Source organism: Pantoea conspicua (assembly GCF_002095315.1).
In the GTDB taxonomy this organism is placed as follows: Bacteria; Pseudomonadota; Gammaproteobacteria; order Enterobacterales; family Enterobacteriaceae; genus Pantoea; species Pantoea conspicua.
Genome location: NZ_MLFN01000033.1, coordinates 1 through 15636, shown reverse-complemented (window position 1 = coordinate 15636; position 15636 = coordinate 1). Strand labels below are relative to the sequence as shown.

12 protein-coding genes and 2 pseudogenes are annotated in these 15636 nt (G+C 51.2%); 1 reads left to right on the top strand and 13 read right to left on the bottom strand.

Going from position 1 to position 15636, the window contains the following annotated elements:
- Positions 1-14: 14 nt before the first annotated feature.
- A complete protein-coding gene (gene rpoZ, locus HA41_RS12405) occupies positions 15-290 on the bottom strand; it encodes a DNA-directed RNA polymerase subunit omega (protein ID WP_003851346.1) in 276 nt (91 codons plus the stop codon).
- 54 nt (positions 291-344) lie between these two features.
- Positions 345-967: pseudogene (gene gmk, locus HA41_RS12400) on the bottom strand (guanylate kinase).
- 240 nt (positions 968-1207) lie between these two features.
- Here gmk and ligB point away from each other — a divergent pair.
- Positions 1208-2953: an NAD-dependent DNA ligase LigB gene (ligB, locus tag HA41_RS12395; protein ID WP_094121049.1), complete on the top strand. Its 1746-nt coding sequence runs from the start codon at positions 1208-1210 to the stop codon at positions 2951-2953.
- On the opposite strand, the gene HA41_RS12390 is transcribed toward ligB, so the two are convergent.
- The 11 genes and pseudogenes from HA41_RS12390 to HA41_RS12340 form a co-directional block, all read right to left on the bottom strand.
- On the bottom strand, positions 2891-3508 hold the full coding sequence (locus HA41_RS12390; protein ID WP_094121048.1) for a trimeric intracellular cation channel family protein: 618 nt from the start codon (positions 3506-3508) through the stop codon (positions 2891-2893). The genes ligB and HA41_RS12390 overlap by 63 nt on opposite strands.
- Positions 3509-4087: 579 nt before the next feature.
- The gene (locus HA41_RS12385; protein WP_094121047.1) at positions 4088-4732 is read right to left on the bottom strand and encodes an oligosaccharide flippase family protein; all 645 of its coding nucleotides are present in this window, start codon (positions 4730-4732) and stop codon (positions 4088-4090) included.
- Positions 4733-4825: 93 nt separating this feature from the next.
- Positions 4826-5092: a hypothetical protein gene (locus tag HA41_RS12380; protein ID WP_094121046.1), complete on the bottom strand. Its 267-nt coding sequence runs from the start codon at positions 5090-5092 to the stop codon at positions 4826-4828.
- 434 nt (positions 5093-5526) lie between these two features.
- Positions 5527-5922 carry a polyketide cyclase gene (locus tag HA41_RS12375; RefSeq protein WP_094121045.1) on the bottom strand — a complete coding sequence of 132 codons (396 nt, stop codon included), beginning with the start codon at positions 5920-5922 and terminating at the stop codon, positions 5527-5529.
- 137 nt (positions 5923-6059) lie between these two features.
- Entirely contained in the window at positions 6060-7202 is a 1143-nt protein-coding gene (locus HA41_RS12370) for an alanine racemase (RefSeq protein ID WP_094121044.1), read from the bottom strand.
- Between the two features lie 184 nt (positions 7203-7386).
- The gene (gene lpxP, locus HA41_RS12365) at positions 7387-8310 is read right to left on the bottom strand and encodes a kdo(2)-lipid IV(A) palmitoleoyltransferase (RefSeq protein ID WP_094121043.1); all 924 of its coding nucleotides are present in this window, start codon (positions 8308-8310) and stop codon (positions 7387-7389) included.
- A 733-nt stretch (positions 8311-9043) separates the two neighbouring features.
- Positions 9044-9745, bottom strand: a complete 702-nt coding sequence (locus tag HA41_RS12360; protein WP_094121042.1) for a DUF2290 domain-containing protein — start codon at positions 9743-9745, stop codon at positions 9044-9046.
- Positions 9742-11832 carry a DEAD/DEAH box helicase gene (locus HA41_RS12355; RefSeq protein WP_094121041.1) on the bottom strand — a complete coding sequence of 697 codons (2091 nt, stop codon included), beginning with the start codon at positions 11830-11832 and terminating at the stop codon, positions 9742-9744. Before HA41_RS12355 ends, HA41_RS12360 begins: the two co-directional genes overlap by 4 nt.
- A 322-nt stretch (positions 11833-12154) precedes the next feature.
- Positions 12155-12967 carry a hypothetical protein gene (locus HA41_RS12350; protein ID WP_094121040.1) on the bottom strand — a complete coding sequence of 271 codons (813 nt, stop codon included), beginning with the start codon at positions 12965-12967 and terminating at the stop codon, positions 12155-12157.
- Between the two features lie 17 nt (positions 12968-12984).
- Positions 12985-13260, bottom strand: a complete 276-nt coding sequence (locus tag HA41_RS12345; protein WP_094121039.1) for an ogr/Delta-like zinc finger family protein — start codon at positions 13258-13260, stop codon at positions 12985-12987.
- A 365-nt stretch (positions 13261-13625) separates the two neighbouring features.
- Positions 13626-15636 (bottom strand): annotated as a pseudogene (locus HA41_RS12340) (TOPRIM and DUF927 domain-containing protein); the annotation flags it as partial.

Below are 15636 nucleotides of genomic sequence, written 5' to 3'. Positions count from 1 at the left end.
CCTGCAGGTGGCTGTTAACGACGACCTTCAGCGATAGCGGTAACGGCCTGTAACTCAGCGGCTTCCTGCTCTTGCTGTTCCTGACGATCACGCACATCTAAAATCTGATTGGTGACCAAACCTTCTTCGATTTCACGCAGGGCGATAACGGTAGGTTTATCGTTCTCTTCCGGAACCAGCGGGTCTTTGCCGCCTACCTGCATCTGACGTGCACGACGTGCAGCGACCAACACCAGGTCAAAACGATTACCAACTTTTTCTACTGCGTCCTGAACGGTTACGCGTGCCATAGGTGTGCTACTCCACAGATGAAGAAATGACTGGGCATCATACTGAAACTGAATTCAGACTGCCAACAGTTTGCTGATTAAAGCATCATGCGCGCCTTCTGGCGCGCCATGCGCAGACGTTCTGCGCGAATAATGGTTTTCAGATCGGACAGCGCCAGATCGAAATCATCATTCACAATTAAATAATCATATTCGGCGTAGTGACTCATTTCCGCCACGGCTTGTGCCATGCGACGGGTGATCACCTCTTCGCTATCCTGCCCGCGACCACGCAGTCGGCGATCGAGCTCTTCTTTCGATGGCGGCAGAACAAAGATACTCCGTGCGCCGGGCATTCTGGTGCGAATCTGCTGCGCACCCTGCCAGTCGATGTCGAGAAAGACATCAACACCGGTCGAAAGCACCTGCTCAATGGCATGGCGCGATGTGCCGTAATAGTTGTCGAAAACTTTGGCATGTTCGAGAAAAGCGTCTTCCGCAATCATCTTCTCGAATTCATCTTTTCCGACAAAAAAGTAGTGTTCGCCATGGGTTTCACCCGGTCGCATGCCGCGGGTGGTGTGCGAAACAGACACCTGCGTATCGTACAACGGCTGGGTCTTTAACAACGCCTGAATCAGGCTGGATTTACCTGCACCGCTGGGAGCAGAAACAATATAGAGCGTGCCTTGAGCCATGGTTTTCTTGAATTGATTAAAAGCGGAGTCGATTTCCTGCACAGTATACACAGCTTCCCGTCGCCACGCAGCGTTTGCGCAGCGGCTGCGGGTAAACTTTTGCGTGTTGCTGCGCAAATCGATGTTGCCTGACCCTGAAGGGTGATGGATTTTGCGGTGATCTGTTCCGGATCGGATCACTGCCTCTGGCTGACGCTAACGTCTCTGTGTTGAATGACGTAAAACGTCAGGAGAGACATCATGAAAGGATTTGACTGGCTTCTGATTGCTGTTTTGCTTGCGGCAATGCCTGCTTACAGTGCGATTTGCCCTGCCTGGACGCCAGCGCGCGCGGTGAGTGAAATTGCTCATCTGCAGCAACAGCTTCAGCATTGGGATCAGGCCTATTATCAGCAGGGACTTAGCCCGGTAACCGATGCGGATTACGATAGTCTGCAATCCCGCCTTAACCAGTGGCTGCACTGCTTTAGCTCACCGCAGGCAAACTACTCAGCACAACTGCCTGAGCAGGGTGAACACCTGCATCCTGTTGCCCATACCGGGGTAAAAAAGCTGCGCGATAAACTGGCGCTGGCGTACTGGATGCAGGATCGCCGCGATCTGTGGGTTCAGCCTAAAGTGGATGGCATTGCGGTTTCACTGATTTATCGTGCGGGCAGGCTGGCATCGTTATTAAGCCGCGGCGATGGGTTGCGCGGGGAGGAGTGGCTGGCTAAAGCGGCCTTTATCCCGGCGATACCGCAGCAGATAAACAGCGATCGCGCCGAGGTTGTTTTGCAGGGCGAACTGTTCCTCTCGATGACCGATCATCGCCAGGCGGTGGAGGGGGGTAAAAATGCCCGTTCGAAAGTGGCCGGTGCCATGATGAGTAAACAGCCTGCTCCGCTATTGCCGCAGCTCAATATTTTTATCTGGGCATGGCCGGACGGGCCCGCATCAATGCGCGACCGGCTGGCGCAACTGAGCCAGTGGGGGCTGGGCCTTGCCGCGCAGTGGAGCCAGCCAGTAAAGGATGAAGAGGAAGTCGCGATATGGCGTGATCGCTGGTTTCATGGCGGGCTGCCGTTTGTCACTGATGGTGTGGTGGTTCATCAGGCATTACGGCCCGCCGGCAAAAACTGGCGGCCGGGTGAGGGCGAATGGGCAGTGGCCTGGAAATATCAGCCGCCTGAGGTCAGCAGTGAAGTGCTGTCGGTCGATTTTCCGATTGGCCGCACCGGAAAAGTAGCGGTGGTGCTCAATCTGCAGCCGGTGCAACTGGATGATAAAACGGTCAGGCGGGTAAACATTGGCTCACTGCGTCGCTGGCGGGAAATTGACATTATCGCGGGAGATCAGGTGACCCTGAGTCTGGCCGGGCAGGGCATTCCACGGCTGGATCGGGTGATCTGGCGAGTGGCGCAACGCGATTACCCGCAGCCGCCCGACGAAACACGTTATAACCCGCTGAGCTGTTATCGCTTCAGTGCCGACTGTCAGAAGCAGATGCTGGCGAAACTGCGCTGGCTGAGTCAAAAGTCGGTGCTGAATATTCCGGGAGTACAGCGCAACACCTGGCTGAAGCTATTGGAAGCGGGCAGCATGCCGCATCTTTTCGCCTGGCTCACCTTAACACCTGAGCAAATCGCCACAGCCGCGGGCATCTCTTCTGCACGTGCCGGACAGCTCTGGCATCGTTTCAATCTGACCCGCCAGCAACCGCTACGACGCTGGATCAGCGCGCTGGGCATTTCGCTCCCGCGTAAAGCCGCAGATGCGCTGCCCGATCAGCACTGGAACCAGCTGATACAACGGGATGCAGCGGCATGGCAAACCTTGCCAGGCGTGGGCGCAGCGCTGGCCCAGCGTCTTGTCGACCAGTTTCACCATGCTGAACTGCAATTACTGATCGCTTTTTTACAACAGCAGGGCATTCCTGCCACCTCAGTGTTCCGGGTGGGGATAGTTGAAAATCGGCAAGCCGAGGCGAAAACGCAGCGCCAGTAAACGGGCAAAAAAGCCGAACAGCAGCGTAATGATGATCACCGCTTCGTGCGCCAGCGTCGTTTTCAGCAACAGGATATAGATCCAGCCTGAGGCGAAAGCAATCCCCGCATACAGCTCTTTCTGGAATACCAATGGAATACGATTACAGAACATGTCGCGCAGTACACCGCCAAATACGCCCGTGATGACGGCGCTGATGGCAGCAATGATCATCGCATGGCCGGAATCCAGTGCCACCTGAGCACCAATAATGGAGAAAACCACCAGGCCAAGCGCATCCAGTACCAGAAAAACTTTACGCAGATGCGTCATTAATGGCGCTGCAAAGGTAGTGACCACAGCCGCCGCCGCGACAATCATGATGTATTCAGGATGTTTGACCCAGCCGAGCGGATAATGGCCGAGCAGGATATCGCGAACGGAACCGCCACCAATCGCGGTAACTGACGCAATGATAATGACGCCGAAAAGATCCATTTTACGGCGGCCAGCGGCCAGCGCCCCGGTCATGGCCTCGGCGGTGATGCCAATAATGTAGAGAACAGTCAGTAGCATAGCAGACTCCAGTTAGACGGCGGCAAGGCTAAGGTATAGCGTGATAAACGGCGACTGAGATTTTCTGACTCCACGCTATTGGGATTAGCTCAGTTTATGGATGGATGCTGCAAACGTCGTAGTAGCAGTGGGCCAGGTCATGATCGTATCATGCATTGCATAAGAAAAAATTCAGCCGAAAGGCTAAGGAGACCGCTATTTTCTCTCTGCGTTTCGCTGCACCACCGCCAGCAGGCGCATTACGCCATAACATGATCTCTGACACCATGCTGACGTGCCGGATAAATTGATGGCTGGGCTGTTGTGTCAGGTAATAGCCGGGCATTGTAGATAGGTCAGGGCGCAAGGGGGCAGTTTTCCCGGCACATCGAATTCAATGCGATAAGCAACGTTAAGGGAAATAACAGGCAGAGGCAGGGAGGAAAAATTGCAGAGTGGTAACGAGATTCGCTGGGATAGAGAGTAACCGGGATTGTTTATCGTAATTATGTGACGGATCAAAAAGAAAAAGCGTGCTGGTTCACAGCACGCCAACGCATCGTTTCGGATGCTCAGAGCCCACCATACAGACTTATTTTATTATTTGTTTCTTGCACGAATCTGAGAGAATTTTTTCAGGCTAAAACGGTATTCTGGCTGAAACCATGAACGACCATAGTAGCAATAAATCAGCATGCGAATAGACACCATTGCCAGATAACCCCAGATTGCGCAGAGCACTGACGGCGTGAGCCAGACGGCAAATAAAGTCACACTCAGCCCTGCTAATACCGAAGAGGATTCCGCAAAAGCGATACGGGTATATTGTTTTTCACGCTGTAATATTGCGCGGTAATGCTGGCCCTGGGGAATAATAATAAATACCACTGAGACCATCTCCAGCATTAAGGCCAGTTCGGGCTGATCAAACATCCGATTGAGCAGATGGCTGCCAATAAATAACAGACCAAATACCGCGACACCCATCACTACGTTGCCCCAGTAAATGATCGAGAGATCGTTAATTGAAAGCATACATCGACGGATCAGCATATTCGAGAAGCCCCGATCGGCCAGGGTATCGATAGCCAGCAAAGCCACGACGGCAATGGCCAGCAGGTTGAGTTCATTTGCCTGCAGGATTTGCGCCAGTAACGAAAGCTGCAACACGCCAATGCCAATAATTTTAATCGAAGAGAGGAGAGACCATTTTGCGCTATTCAGACTACTTTCACGTATCGCCATAATATGCTCGTTAGAGTACTTGTACTCTGTGCGAATTAAATATTCGTGTAACGGCAATGGGGTTGCTGTGACACCGTTAGTTAGTGCAATGAGTCAGTGCAATTTTTCCGGCCGAAGTCCTGAAATACCTTGCCAGGCTTGCCATGTTATTATGGATTCAATCAAGTGATGCTCGGATAAAAAATAGATATCCCTGGAATATTCTCGGTTTCGTGTCATGGCGGAATCTCCTGCTGTTAATAAGAAGTCCGCCAGATCACGAATAAATCCTGTTGTTGTTTTATATTCTCCAGCCAGCATCCTGCCAGCAATCTCAACAAATTCTTTTTCAGTTAACAAAGGATAAGTTGAGCGGTCCATGACTTTTTTCCTGCTTTATCATTATGGGTATTGCTGTGTGTGGAATGATTTATACATTGTTTTATTTAATTTAACACCATAAGAAAAGTCTGATAACGCAACCGCAGGAATAAATGGTTTCACTCTGTGCATGATAAATATTAAATCCCTAACAGCACTGTAATAAATGTTAGTTAAGGATTAACGTTTATAACAGCCAATGGAGATCGCCGGGTCAGAGGAAACCCGTGTAAAATCAGGCCTGGCGGGCCGCAATCAGAGACCATTGCCAGGAGTTCTCCTGGCAATGATGCTTAAGCATAACTGGTGATAGAGGAGGTAATGACATCGGTAATCAGATAAGTGCTTTATGCTTTTTCGCCCAATGTTTTTGTATTTTTTTTCATTAACGACCAGCGTAAACTACAGCATAAAAAATGCGCTAACCCGTTGATTTAATGAGTAAGTAGCTGATTGAGTTTTTCAAGATCTTTGCTAACCCATTCAATATCCTGCTTAAATTTATCTTCTGAGGTTAAGGGCTGGCGATAAACCGTCACCATCACCTCGGCACCCTGCTCGTTGGCGATCACCCGCATCGGCATATAAATCTCCTTACCAAACCCGGTATCAACCCAGTGATCCATTACGCCGAACGGATTATGGGGGGTGAAGCGAATCTTCACCGTACCCTGGGGGCCTCTGGCACGCCAGCGGTTGCCTTCTGGTTCCAGGGTGCTGTTGGTTAACCCGGAGGCCCATTTGGGAAAGAACTCTGGTTTCCAGATGGTTTCATACAGATCTAACCAGTGGCGTGGAATGGTCAGGCTCAGGGTACGAGAGGAGAGCATACTACCTCCGGCAAAGTGGCGGAAAAGGGCATTAAAGCATGGGGCTACGCCGGGTAAAATGCTGTAACAACAGAAGTGTGGGGTGGAGAAGGTTTCGTACAGTTCGCAGGCAACATCGGGTGCTGCCTGCGATTTGATCAGATAAATTTGCCGCGTGCAGACACCACGTGCTTCACCGCATCCCCCTTCTCATCGCGCAGAATAAAGTCATCTGATTGCGCCATGACTGCGCAACTGTGATTCGGGAAGATACGCAGCAGGCTGCCAACTTCAGGACGGTGATTCTCACATAGCAGAAATCCATGCTCTTCGGATAATTTGCTGATCTCATAGGTCTGGCCTGCTGCATCAACCGCGATCCCGAACCCGCTGGCGTTAGTGCCGTGCGGCCCTTTATCAGAACTCAGCATTTTCGAGCCGGCATCAATAATCGCGTAGTGCGCGTTGACTGCCACTACCCGGGTAATCACACTCAGCGCGAGCTGATCGACGCGGCTTAAACCGAGGCGGCAGGCAGTGAGATCAAGCAATGCATAATTGCCAGGACGGATTTCATCGATACAGGGGGCGATTTCGGCTGCCAGCGCGGTGGGTGTTGCCCCGACAGAGAGCGGGCAGGCGGTGAAGCCCGCCGTCTGAAGCTTCGTCTGTAGCTGCTGCATCATTGCTGCTTCCTGACGGGCAATGTCCGCGATCGCCGCGGGATTTCCGGCACCATAGGCGTGGCCAGCGTGAGAAACCAGCCCGGCAAAGGGTAATCCTTTCTCCCGCAGAGCCTGCGCTATAACCACCGCCTGATCGGTATGCGGATCAACGCCAATACGATGTAACCCGACATCCACTTTGATCGCCACGGCCAGGTCGCTGCCGGGCTGCTGCTGCCAGGCGTCAGCGATAGCCTTCACGCCGTGCAGCGCATCGGCAATCAGGGTGATTTTCGCCTGATGGCGGACCGCCAGGTGCAGTAATTCTGCCACACTCTGCGCCTGTACAATCGGATAGGCTAACAACAGATCGCGGATGCCACCCTGAATAAAGCTGATCCCTTCACCTGGTTTTGAAACCGTCACACCGCGGGCACCTGACGCCAGCTGACGTTGCGCAATCCAGACGCTCTTATGGGTTTTGATATGAGGACGGAGGGTGACGCCGGCGGCATCGGCCTTGCGCTGCATCTGTTGCAGATTCTGCTCCAGACGTTGTGCATCCACTTCAATGTAAGGTGTCAGACGATCATCAATTAGTGGGCGCTGCCACTGCTCAGCGGTATGGATATCCATAAGACGTTTCAACTCTGGCTTGCGGGAGAGTGCTCATCATTCCTCAATTGCGGGTCTGATGCCAGTGTGTCATTGACCAGGTGGAAGCTATGGTGACATGTGCGTTGCGCGTGTAAAGCCGGGAGAGAGGGTCGGGAGCAGAGGGCATAAAACAATAAAGCAGGCGCGTGGCCTGCTTTATCCGTTAAACGTAAAGTGACGCTTCACCCGGTGGACGGGTTTTAAAGCGGCGATGCAGCCAGAGATACTGCTCCGGTGCGCGCAGAATCTGGTTTTCGATCACCTTATTCATATAGGCCGCCGCTGCCGCCTCATCGGTGTGAGGATAATTCTCCAGCATCGGTTCGATTATCAAATGATAACCATCGTTACCAGCATTACGGATCAGCATAATCGGCACCATCGCGGGCTTCGCCAGACGCGACAGCACAAAGGTGCCGTTAGTGGTTGCCGCTTTTTCCACCGCAAACAGCGGCGCGAAGGTGCTGCCTTTCGGACCGTAGTCCTGATCGGGCGCAAACCAGACGGATTCACCCTGCTTCAGCGCATGCACCATACCGCGCAGGTCACGACGATCGATCATCGCTTTATTAGAACGCATCCGGCCTTTGGTCTGAACATATTCCATTGCCAGATTGTTGTGCGGACGGTACATCGCCATCATTGGCTGACACAGACCACTGATGCGACCGCCCAGCTCCAGCGACATAAAATGTACGCCAATCAGCATCACACCGCGCTTTTCATTCTGAGCGGCGTGCAGATTTGCCAGACCGGAGACGGTAAACAGACGCTTCACGGCGCGATCGGACCAGAACCAGGCGATGCCGGTTTCGGCCAGCGCCATGCCCAGCGAAGCGAAATTGCCGGCGATCATTCGCTCAGTTTTTTCTTCGCTGATGCCAGGAAAACAGAGTTCAATATTACGTCGGGTAATGCGCTCACGGCGCTGCAGGAAATGGCGGGAAATTTTACCGGCACCGGCACCAAGACGCATAAGAACAGGATAGGGAAGCTGGACCAGCAGCCAGAGTACACCCAGGCCAAACCAGGTAAACCAATAACGCGGATGCAGCAGCGAACTGCTAAATTTTCCGGTGTTTTTCATTAACAACCTTCATGAGATAAATGGATGTATCGCATAAAGAGCACTTCCATAAGTCTCCAGGCGGTACAGCTGTACTGATTTCGACCAGTACTTTATCAAAAAGTGCCTTGAAAGATAGGCAGACTCCGTAATCTACAGGATTAACCTGTTTCATAGAGTGGGGGCGAAAAGCGCTTACAAATGAAATGACTGGGATAAAATAGTGTATTTACAAACGGTTAAGCGAAGCGTTAAGTGAAAGGTAAATGTGAGTGACAGGCATTACAGAAGAGTCTGGAAATTATTATTTATCTATCTTTACGCAATTCTGACACCGTCAGCGCTGAAAAAGTCACCTAAGTGAACTGTTATCTGAATATTCTTTGATGGCCGGTCAGAGAGGTAACAAAGCGCCAGTAAGGCGCTCTGCTAAGGCGATAATTACTCGATATTCTGAATCTAAGTATTATTTTTATTCTATGTAACTGATTTAAAATGAATTTATATTAATTTTTTTCCTATGGTACAAGATATGGTACATGAGGTTTTGATGCTGCTGAGATTTGGCCATTTTGAAAGACATCACTCTTTTCTGATTACGGCTTAGGCTAATATCCTTGCTCATTGAAATAAAAATGACCAATAACCATATGAAAATATCAATTTATAACTCAATGGTTTAAATAAACTTTCCACTTCTACATCCCGAAAAATATTATATCTAAATCGAGAGCGAGGGAAATGAGTAAAAACTTTATCCAAGATATAGGCGATTTTCTTCCCATATCGAGTCCCATAAATTTTGATCTAAATGCCCTATGATATTGAGACTTGTCTTAAAGCGCCTAATGTTCTCAACATTTATAAATCCTTCATTATGTAGGAGCTCCCATGGGTCAGGATAAAATGTTGAAAGTATGAAAGCTGAGAATGCTTGTGGAGTTAATACCCTTTTGACGGGGATTCTTGATTCGTTCTCGTAGCCAATATGTAAATGATGTGCAGGATGCGTAATCGCTTTATATTGATGTGGATGCTGATCTAATCTGATTGGAGTATGACTTTGAAAGTCTGACGTTGTTTCTACATATTTTTCATAAGCATCTTTAAAATAATCGGATGTGAGATAGCTTTTTTTATCATCATCGTTAAACCCATCCCAATCTGAACCTAAATCATATGCTATGAAATCATTATGGCTTGGGATACTTACTGGGCTCATAATAAACCTAAAACTGTCGTCCTCAAATAGAATTAAACTTTCGTCTTTAGTTTTAATGTGATACCAAAAGTTTCTGTTATATATATCCCAATAATCCTTATAAAGAAGACCTCTGGTTTGAGATGCATAATTTAGTGGAAGGTTAACATATTCATTTGATGAGCTGAGTATATCAGCTCTATCGAATAGTTCAACGCACTCACGTATTTCCATTAATTCCCTGAAAACACTCATTTTTTTACTTTCCTGGAAGACTGTTCTTCAAAGATTTTTTGCATGGCCTCAAGACTTCCAAACTTTCTAATTAAAGCTTCATAATCACTCACGTCTTTATTTGAAGGTTCTTCACTATGCATGATGTCATGTTCTATTTGTTGAGCTTCTTTCTTAGTAGGATAAGTAAATTTGATATGAGGTACATTTTGTAAAGCTTTTTCGATCTCCGCTTTTAGACCTAAAGTCACCTCACCAACTCCGGTAATATTTAGCCAACCTTTAGTGCGAGTCATTGCAGTGAAAAGTAGGTTTCGGCTTTTAATATTTAGGTTGTGACATAAGAAATCTGTGCCCATGATGTAGACTGAATAAGCTTCGTTCCCTTTGGCTTTGTGAATGGTACTGAGAGTTACGCGGCCCTTAATTTTAAAGTCATGGATTGATATCTTCTCAGCGTGAATGTTATTTGTATGAATTCCACGTGCACTTAGGATTCTAGTAAGTTTATTGAAGTAGGGAGTGCAATGATAATCATCTGCGCAAATTACTAAAATGTCCTCAGGAAGTAAACCTTCTGCTCTAATATCATTCTCAATGGAAGCGGCTACCTTGTTTATCTCTTCATCGATATCGCGACAAGCAAAATTATAGCTTATAAGCTCTCTAGTATCTTCACTGGAGAAGGTTGGAGAGTTTCTTACTTCGCGCATTACATCTACAGGCTCAGATTCTTGGAATTCACCATCTTTTCTACTTAGAACATTATATCCTAAGTTCTCCCAGTATTTGACTGACTCAATTTTTTGGGCAGGTGTTTTTCCATATACGCCTAAACCAAGTGCATGCGCACTGACTAAGATTGCTAGAGGGGTTCTGTAGCATATCTCAAGGAACTTATCTTTAATAAATTGTGTTCCATCATCATAAATTTCGTTAGCTGTGGGAGTTCTCTTTTGAAATATATTTTGGAAAACATCTGCGCCAAAACAAACCTGCTTATTTCTCGCTAGTTTGGTGCACAGGCGCAGAAAATATATACCATAATCTTGCGCTTCATCTACAAATACATAATCATAAAGCGGCTTTACATCGGCATTATCAAGCAGTTCTTTGCAAGCAAATTCAAATGGGTCAATCCCCCCTCTGGTTGCCGACCTGGCTGCTGGGAAGGTTAAGAAATCATGTCCGAACGCTCTGCATGCTTCATAATAAACACCAGCGTTAGATCTCCCTCCCCAGGAATGCATCACTGTTACTCTGTCTAGGTTGGTTGAATCATCATGAAATTCTCTATAAAATCTCTGTATTAATCTAGTTACATGCTGGTATAAACTCTTTGTACTGAATGTGTATAATATAGTGGCTTTTTTTGTTTCATCTCTTAGTAGTGTTTGAGCAACCTTCATGGCCAAAATAACCGTCTTACCAGAACCAGCTAAACCACGTATCCTTTGTGGGCCATTTAGGGCTGGTATATAACCTTCCTGTTGATCTTTGTCGAAAGTCAAAATTTTAGATTCGACTTCGGTGATTTTTGAAGCCTTAGAATCTGCTGGCAGATTTTCTATATTTCTATCTTCAGGTTTTAATAAGCCTTTGGCACCCTGAATTGTGGATATTGCTTCATAAAATAGATTTTCAGCAAATTCGGTATGAAACACCTTAATCGCTTCAATTAACTCAACAGCAGTTGTAAATGTTGGGCTTTTAAGCTGAAGTCTTTCAATCTTTTCATTTTCGATAAAAGGAGAAAAAAGTATGTTGTTAACTGGTAAGCTGAATGACATCATCCCACTTCTGAGTTTATCATTTTTTATGAGTCTTGATGCTACAAATCCTGATACCCTCTCAAGACTCCTGTCATCTTTTTTGAGTTTTTCAAGGTTGTAATCATTTGCGCCAGATGCATAGAATATAACCACCCCATAATAAGGGCTTACCATTAGCATCTGCGAGATAACAAGGTTATCATCGTCTCCTTTATATAATGGAAAGTCGAAAAACAATTCAGCATCGCCTAACTTAAGATCAGATCTCTCAAGCGTATTAAACAAATTTTGTATTTCGGGATCAGCGATTTCATAACCTTGAGGATTAATGTTCATTTTATTTCCATTTGATTTTTTCTTTTTTTAAAATTACTCTTTTTTTTTAGCCCCTTCAATAGCAAATTTCTAGAAAATTGCCTCGTAGCATTGCGCTTTACCCTTGAGCGCGCGCTCGTAGCCCCGCCACGCCTGCCCGCTTAATGCAGCGGTTTTCATGCACCTGCATGATTAGCTCTGAGCCGCGCCGCTGCTGGCCTTGCCTGCCGTTCCGGGGTGCCGGAGACTCATGCATTTTCATGCAGCATAGACATGCACTCACGCAGTAGACGTAAAAAAGCCCGGCACGGACCGGGCTTCGGTGAGTTCCTGAGTCTTCGGCTCAGAAAAGTTTACGCTTGCGGCGGTCGGTTCTGGCTCCCCGGAAAGGATGCGCACCGCTGACGCTCAGCACGTCATCACGGAACATCAGCGGCTGATTTACGCTCGTCCATCGCTTAATCAGGTTCTGGACATATACGCCGTAAAGCGTGTCGGCATCGTTCGCGCCTTCGATAACGCCCGGTGCATGCGTTGAGCCATTCCGTTCAAACTGGCTGTACTTCATTCTGAGCAGGCTGCTCAGCTCTGCGCCATGAATGATAAAGAAGTCATCAATAAGCGTATCAATGCGCTCATCCGTGATGCCCTCATGACAGAATACGTAAGCGTTAGCCTTGCGCCCGGTCACGTCGGCCAGCACCGGCAGTTGCTTTTCCTTTTCGGCAATCAGCCCGGCAAGGTCTGATGCCGTTTCCTGCTGCTCCAGATACTCCGCGCGCAGCATTTTCATCTCCGGCGTGACGTTGCCGCCATTCTGTCCCAGCAGTTCACGGAAGCGTACCCGGTTGTCCCGGCTTGCATGCTCCATTTCGGCCTTACGCTGGCGCAGCTCGCTGAGGTTCTCAGCGGCGGCGTTCTCGGCCCGTCTTGCCTCCAGCCAGGCCAGCATCTTCGTATTGAGGTCTTCGATACGCAACCGCCATTCAGAGGACAGCCCCTTCACCAGCTCGGTGGTGTGACTGATAACGTCGGCCTCGGGTAACCGCAGGAGCCATCCTGCTTCCTTGAGTGGCCGCTGCGCTCTGGCCTGCGCCGTGCCGATACGGTTGCCGGCGGCCTGAATCTGTTCATCGGTCATCTGCTGCTGTGTCATGCTGTTTTTCCTCTCTGTCAGGGCTGTGCGTGGCGGTCTTTGCGGGCGCTGGCTGAACCATAGCGGCCCAGCGTCTGCGGCTGGCGAACCGGTACGTCATTCTGCGGTTCCGGCTCTGCGGTCTTGGGCCTGTGCGGCTTCATGATGATTTTCTCGACGCTCTCCAGCGCAGTGAACGTGCAGGAGCAGTCGAGGTTCTGGCACTGATACCAGGTGCGCTTTACGGACGGGGCTTCGTAGGCGCTGGTGCGGGTATGGGCTACCTGACCGCATTCGGGACATTTCAGGGCCATTTCGTTTTCCTGTGTGGTCGTTTTTAGTAAGTCAATTGTGCCGGGGCTGGCACAGGTGAACCATGTGCGGGCCGTGTACCGTGCCTGACACAACGCCTGCCAGAAAAGGGCGGCTGGCTGACTTACCTTCTGTAAGCGGTGTAACACGGGTAACAGGTGTTACAACCATGAATTAAAAGAACATTTTCTTTTTTTCCGGTGTAACACGACGGGTAACACGGTGTAACAGCGCTGACGGATGCGTTACACCTGTTACACCTCACCAGTTAGAGAGGTGTAACAGGCTCAAGCCTTACTGAATGCGGCTGTTACACCCGTTACACCTGTTACCCTTTAAAAATAAGACTCACGCAAAGCCTTTAACGTCAGCCCGGCACCTCGCTGTTGAAGACGTACAGCCTGCGCACGTTCATCTCTGGCGGGCGGATGCTGGTCTGTAGCTTGCCGTCGGCAGAGGCCATGAGGTAGCCACGGTCGGCACAGAGGCGCGCCACCTTGCGCGGGTCAAATCCCCTGCAGATTTCCTTCCACCCGGACGGCATGACGTAGAACGTTGTGGCCGCCTCGGTGCCCTGCGCGGTGCTGCCTTTCTCCACCCTGCGCCAGCCCACCATGTTGCCAGGGCGGTTGCGCTCGTCGTGCCAGTCGGCACTGCGGCTGTACTGGTTGGCCGTGAAGAAGCTGCGCACCTGCTCCAGCGCGGCAATATCTTCCTGGTTGGCGGTATGACCACGGTCTTTCAGCCAGGCGTTCAGGCACACGCGGGTTGCCCGCAGCGCTTCACCCTCCTGCCAGCCGGTAATGCCCAGCCGGGTTGCCAGCTCACCGGCCATTGCGACCAGGGCAAACCGGTTGACCGCGCGGCCCACCTGATTGCCCGCATCAGGCGGGGTCAGGGCGGCGGTGTACTCCTTCAGCAGCGTTTTGGCCTGCGCAGTCAGCCCGTTCAGGTCGCAGTCAGCGCCTTCAGCCACTCGCGGAACGGCGCGCCGTAGTAGCTGGCCGTGGCCCATTCCAGATGTTCGGCCAGCGCCTTGCCGCTGCCGAAGCCGTGCAGCTCCTCAAATACGCCGAACTTCCCGGAGTCGCTCGGTATCTGGATCATCCTCACCTCCATCCCGGCAAAGGTGCGCTCACCGGCCTTCGCGGCGTGCTCGGTCAGCGACAGTTCGCCGGTGGAGAAGAACAGCAGCCGCCACTGCTTGCGGGTGCGCAGCTCGCCGTCCGTACCGGCACGGCCCTTGCCCTGACCGTTTGCCAGCATGTAGGCGATGTTGCCCGCCTCACGCCCGTCTACCTCGCGGATTTCGTCGAGCATCATGGCCGCATCATTGCGGCGGCTGGCGCAGCCCTCCAGCGCGTTGCCGGTAGCGCGCCAGGTCTGCCAGTAGTCCGGCCCGCCGCACACGGAGGTGGCCGCCTTCATGGTGGTGGTCTTGCCGTCTGTGGATTCCCCCTTGAGGTGATAGCCGCCGCCGTCCATGCCGACCAGGCGCAGCAGCGGGGCTGCAAAGGCGAGGCTGACCGCAAACGCCACGCGGGAGTTGCCGGTGCAGAAGCGGGAAACGTGCTCGCGCCACTCCTGCGTGGTGCCGGACACGCGGAAATCGCGCCCCTGTACGGAGGTGGTCTGGAGTATCACGCTGTCGGCCCCGTCGCCGCTCACCTCGTCCTGGAGGACGTAAACCTGACCGTGCCAGCCGGTGCGGCTCACGCAGGTCACGCGGCGATCCGGCTTGCACAGCGAGATGTATTCCATCAGGCGCGCGCGGGCCTCGCCGGTGGTGCTGATGTACGACAGGCCGTTGACCAGCAGCACCCGGCGCAGCTCCTCGCCGCTGCCGCTCAGCATCTCCATGGGCATGGCCCAGCGGCGGCGCTCGCCCCAGGTGTCCTCCCACTCCAGCAGGCGGCCAAAGTTGCCGCCGTCGGCGTCGCAGGTGATGGCCGTGACGCGCAGCGGATTGCAGATTTTGACGTTCTGGATTTCCGTTTCGCCGTTGCGCTGCACCTGCTTTTCGTACCAGAGGTATTCCTGTGTCAGCCGGAACCCGTGCGGCAGCTGCGTGCGGCCCTCACCGCACAGCACCAGACCGTTACGAAAGGCTTCGCGGGCGCGGGTCACGCCGTGCTCCCGGTGAAAGTCGTTCCAGTCGGCCTTGATTTCGCCCGGCGGCAGGCTCACCCAGCCACCGACGGCTTTTGCTGCCTTCTCTGCGAACGCTCTGCCGGGGTTCTCACCCGCATCCTGAAAATCGTTGTCACCGGCGATGATGATTTTCACCTCCGGCCAGCGCGCCCGCAGCGCCTGCGCCACGTTCGGCAGGTTACCCGCCGAAATCGCGGCCACCACGCACCCGGCGGTCAGCTGGCTTA

Excerpts from the sequence above, each read along its gene's own strand:
- rpoZ (WP_003851346.1), bottom strand. The coding sequence starts at position 290 with ATGGCACGCGTAACCGTTCAGGACGCAGTAGAAAAAGTTGGTAATCGT.
- ligB (WP_094121049.1), top strand. The coding sequence starts at position 1,208 with ATGAAAGGATTTGACTGGCTTCTGATTGCTGTTTTGCTTGCGGCAATG.
- HA41_RS12390 (WP_094121048.1), bottom strand. The coding sequence starts at position 3,508 with ATGCTACTGACTGTTCTCTACATTATTGGCATCACCGCCGAGGCCATG.
- HA41_RS12385 (WP_094121047.1), bottom strand. The coding sequence starts at position 4,732 with ATGGCGATACGTGAAAGTAGTCTGAATAGCGCAAAATGGTCTCTCCTC.
- HA41_RS12380 (WP_094121046.1), bottom strand. The coding sequence starts at position 5,092 with ATGGACCGCTCAACTTATCCTTTGTTAACTGAAAAAGAATTTGTTGAG.
- HA41_RS12375 (WP_094121045.1), bottom strand. The coding sequence starts at position 5,922 with ATGCTCTCCTCTCGTACCCTGAGCCTGACCATTCCACGCCACTGGTTA.
- HA41_RS12370 (WP_094121044.1), bottom strand. The coding sequence starts at position 7,202 with ATGGATATCCATACCGCTGAGCAGTGGCAGCGCCCACTAATTGATGAT.
- lpxP (WP_094121043.1), bottom strand. The coding sequence starts at position 8,310 with ATGAAAAACACCGGAAAATTTAGCAGTTCGCTGCTGCATCCGCGTTAT.
- HA41_RS12360 (WP_094121042.1), bottom strand. The coding sequence starts at position 9,745 with ATGAGTGTTTTCAGGGAATTAATGGAAATACGTGAGTGCGTTGAACTA.
- HA41_RS12355 (WP_094121041.1), bottom strand. The coding sequence starts at position 11,832 with ATGAACATTAATCCTCAAGGTTATGAAATCGCTGATCCCGAAATACAA.
- HA41_RS12350 (WP_094121040.1), bottom strand. The coding sequence starts at position 12,967 with ATGACACAGCAGCAGATGACCGATGAACAGATTCAGGCCGCCGGCAAC.
- HA41_RS12345 (WP_094121039.1), bottom strand. The coding sequence starts at position 13,260 with ATGGCCCTGAAATGTCCCGAATGCGGTCAGGTAGCCCATACCCGCACC.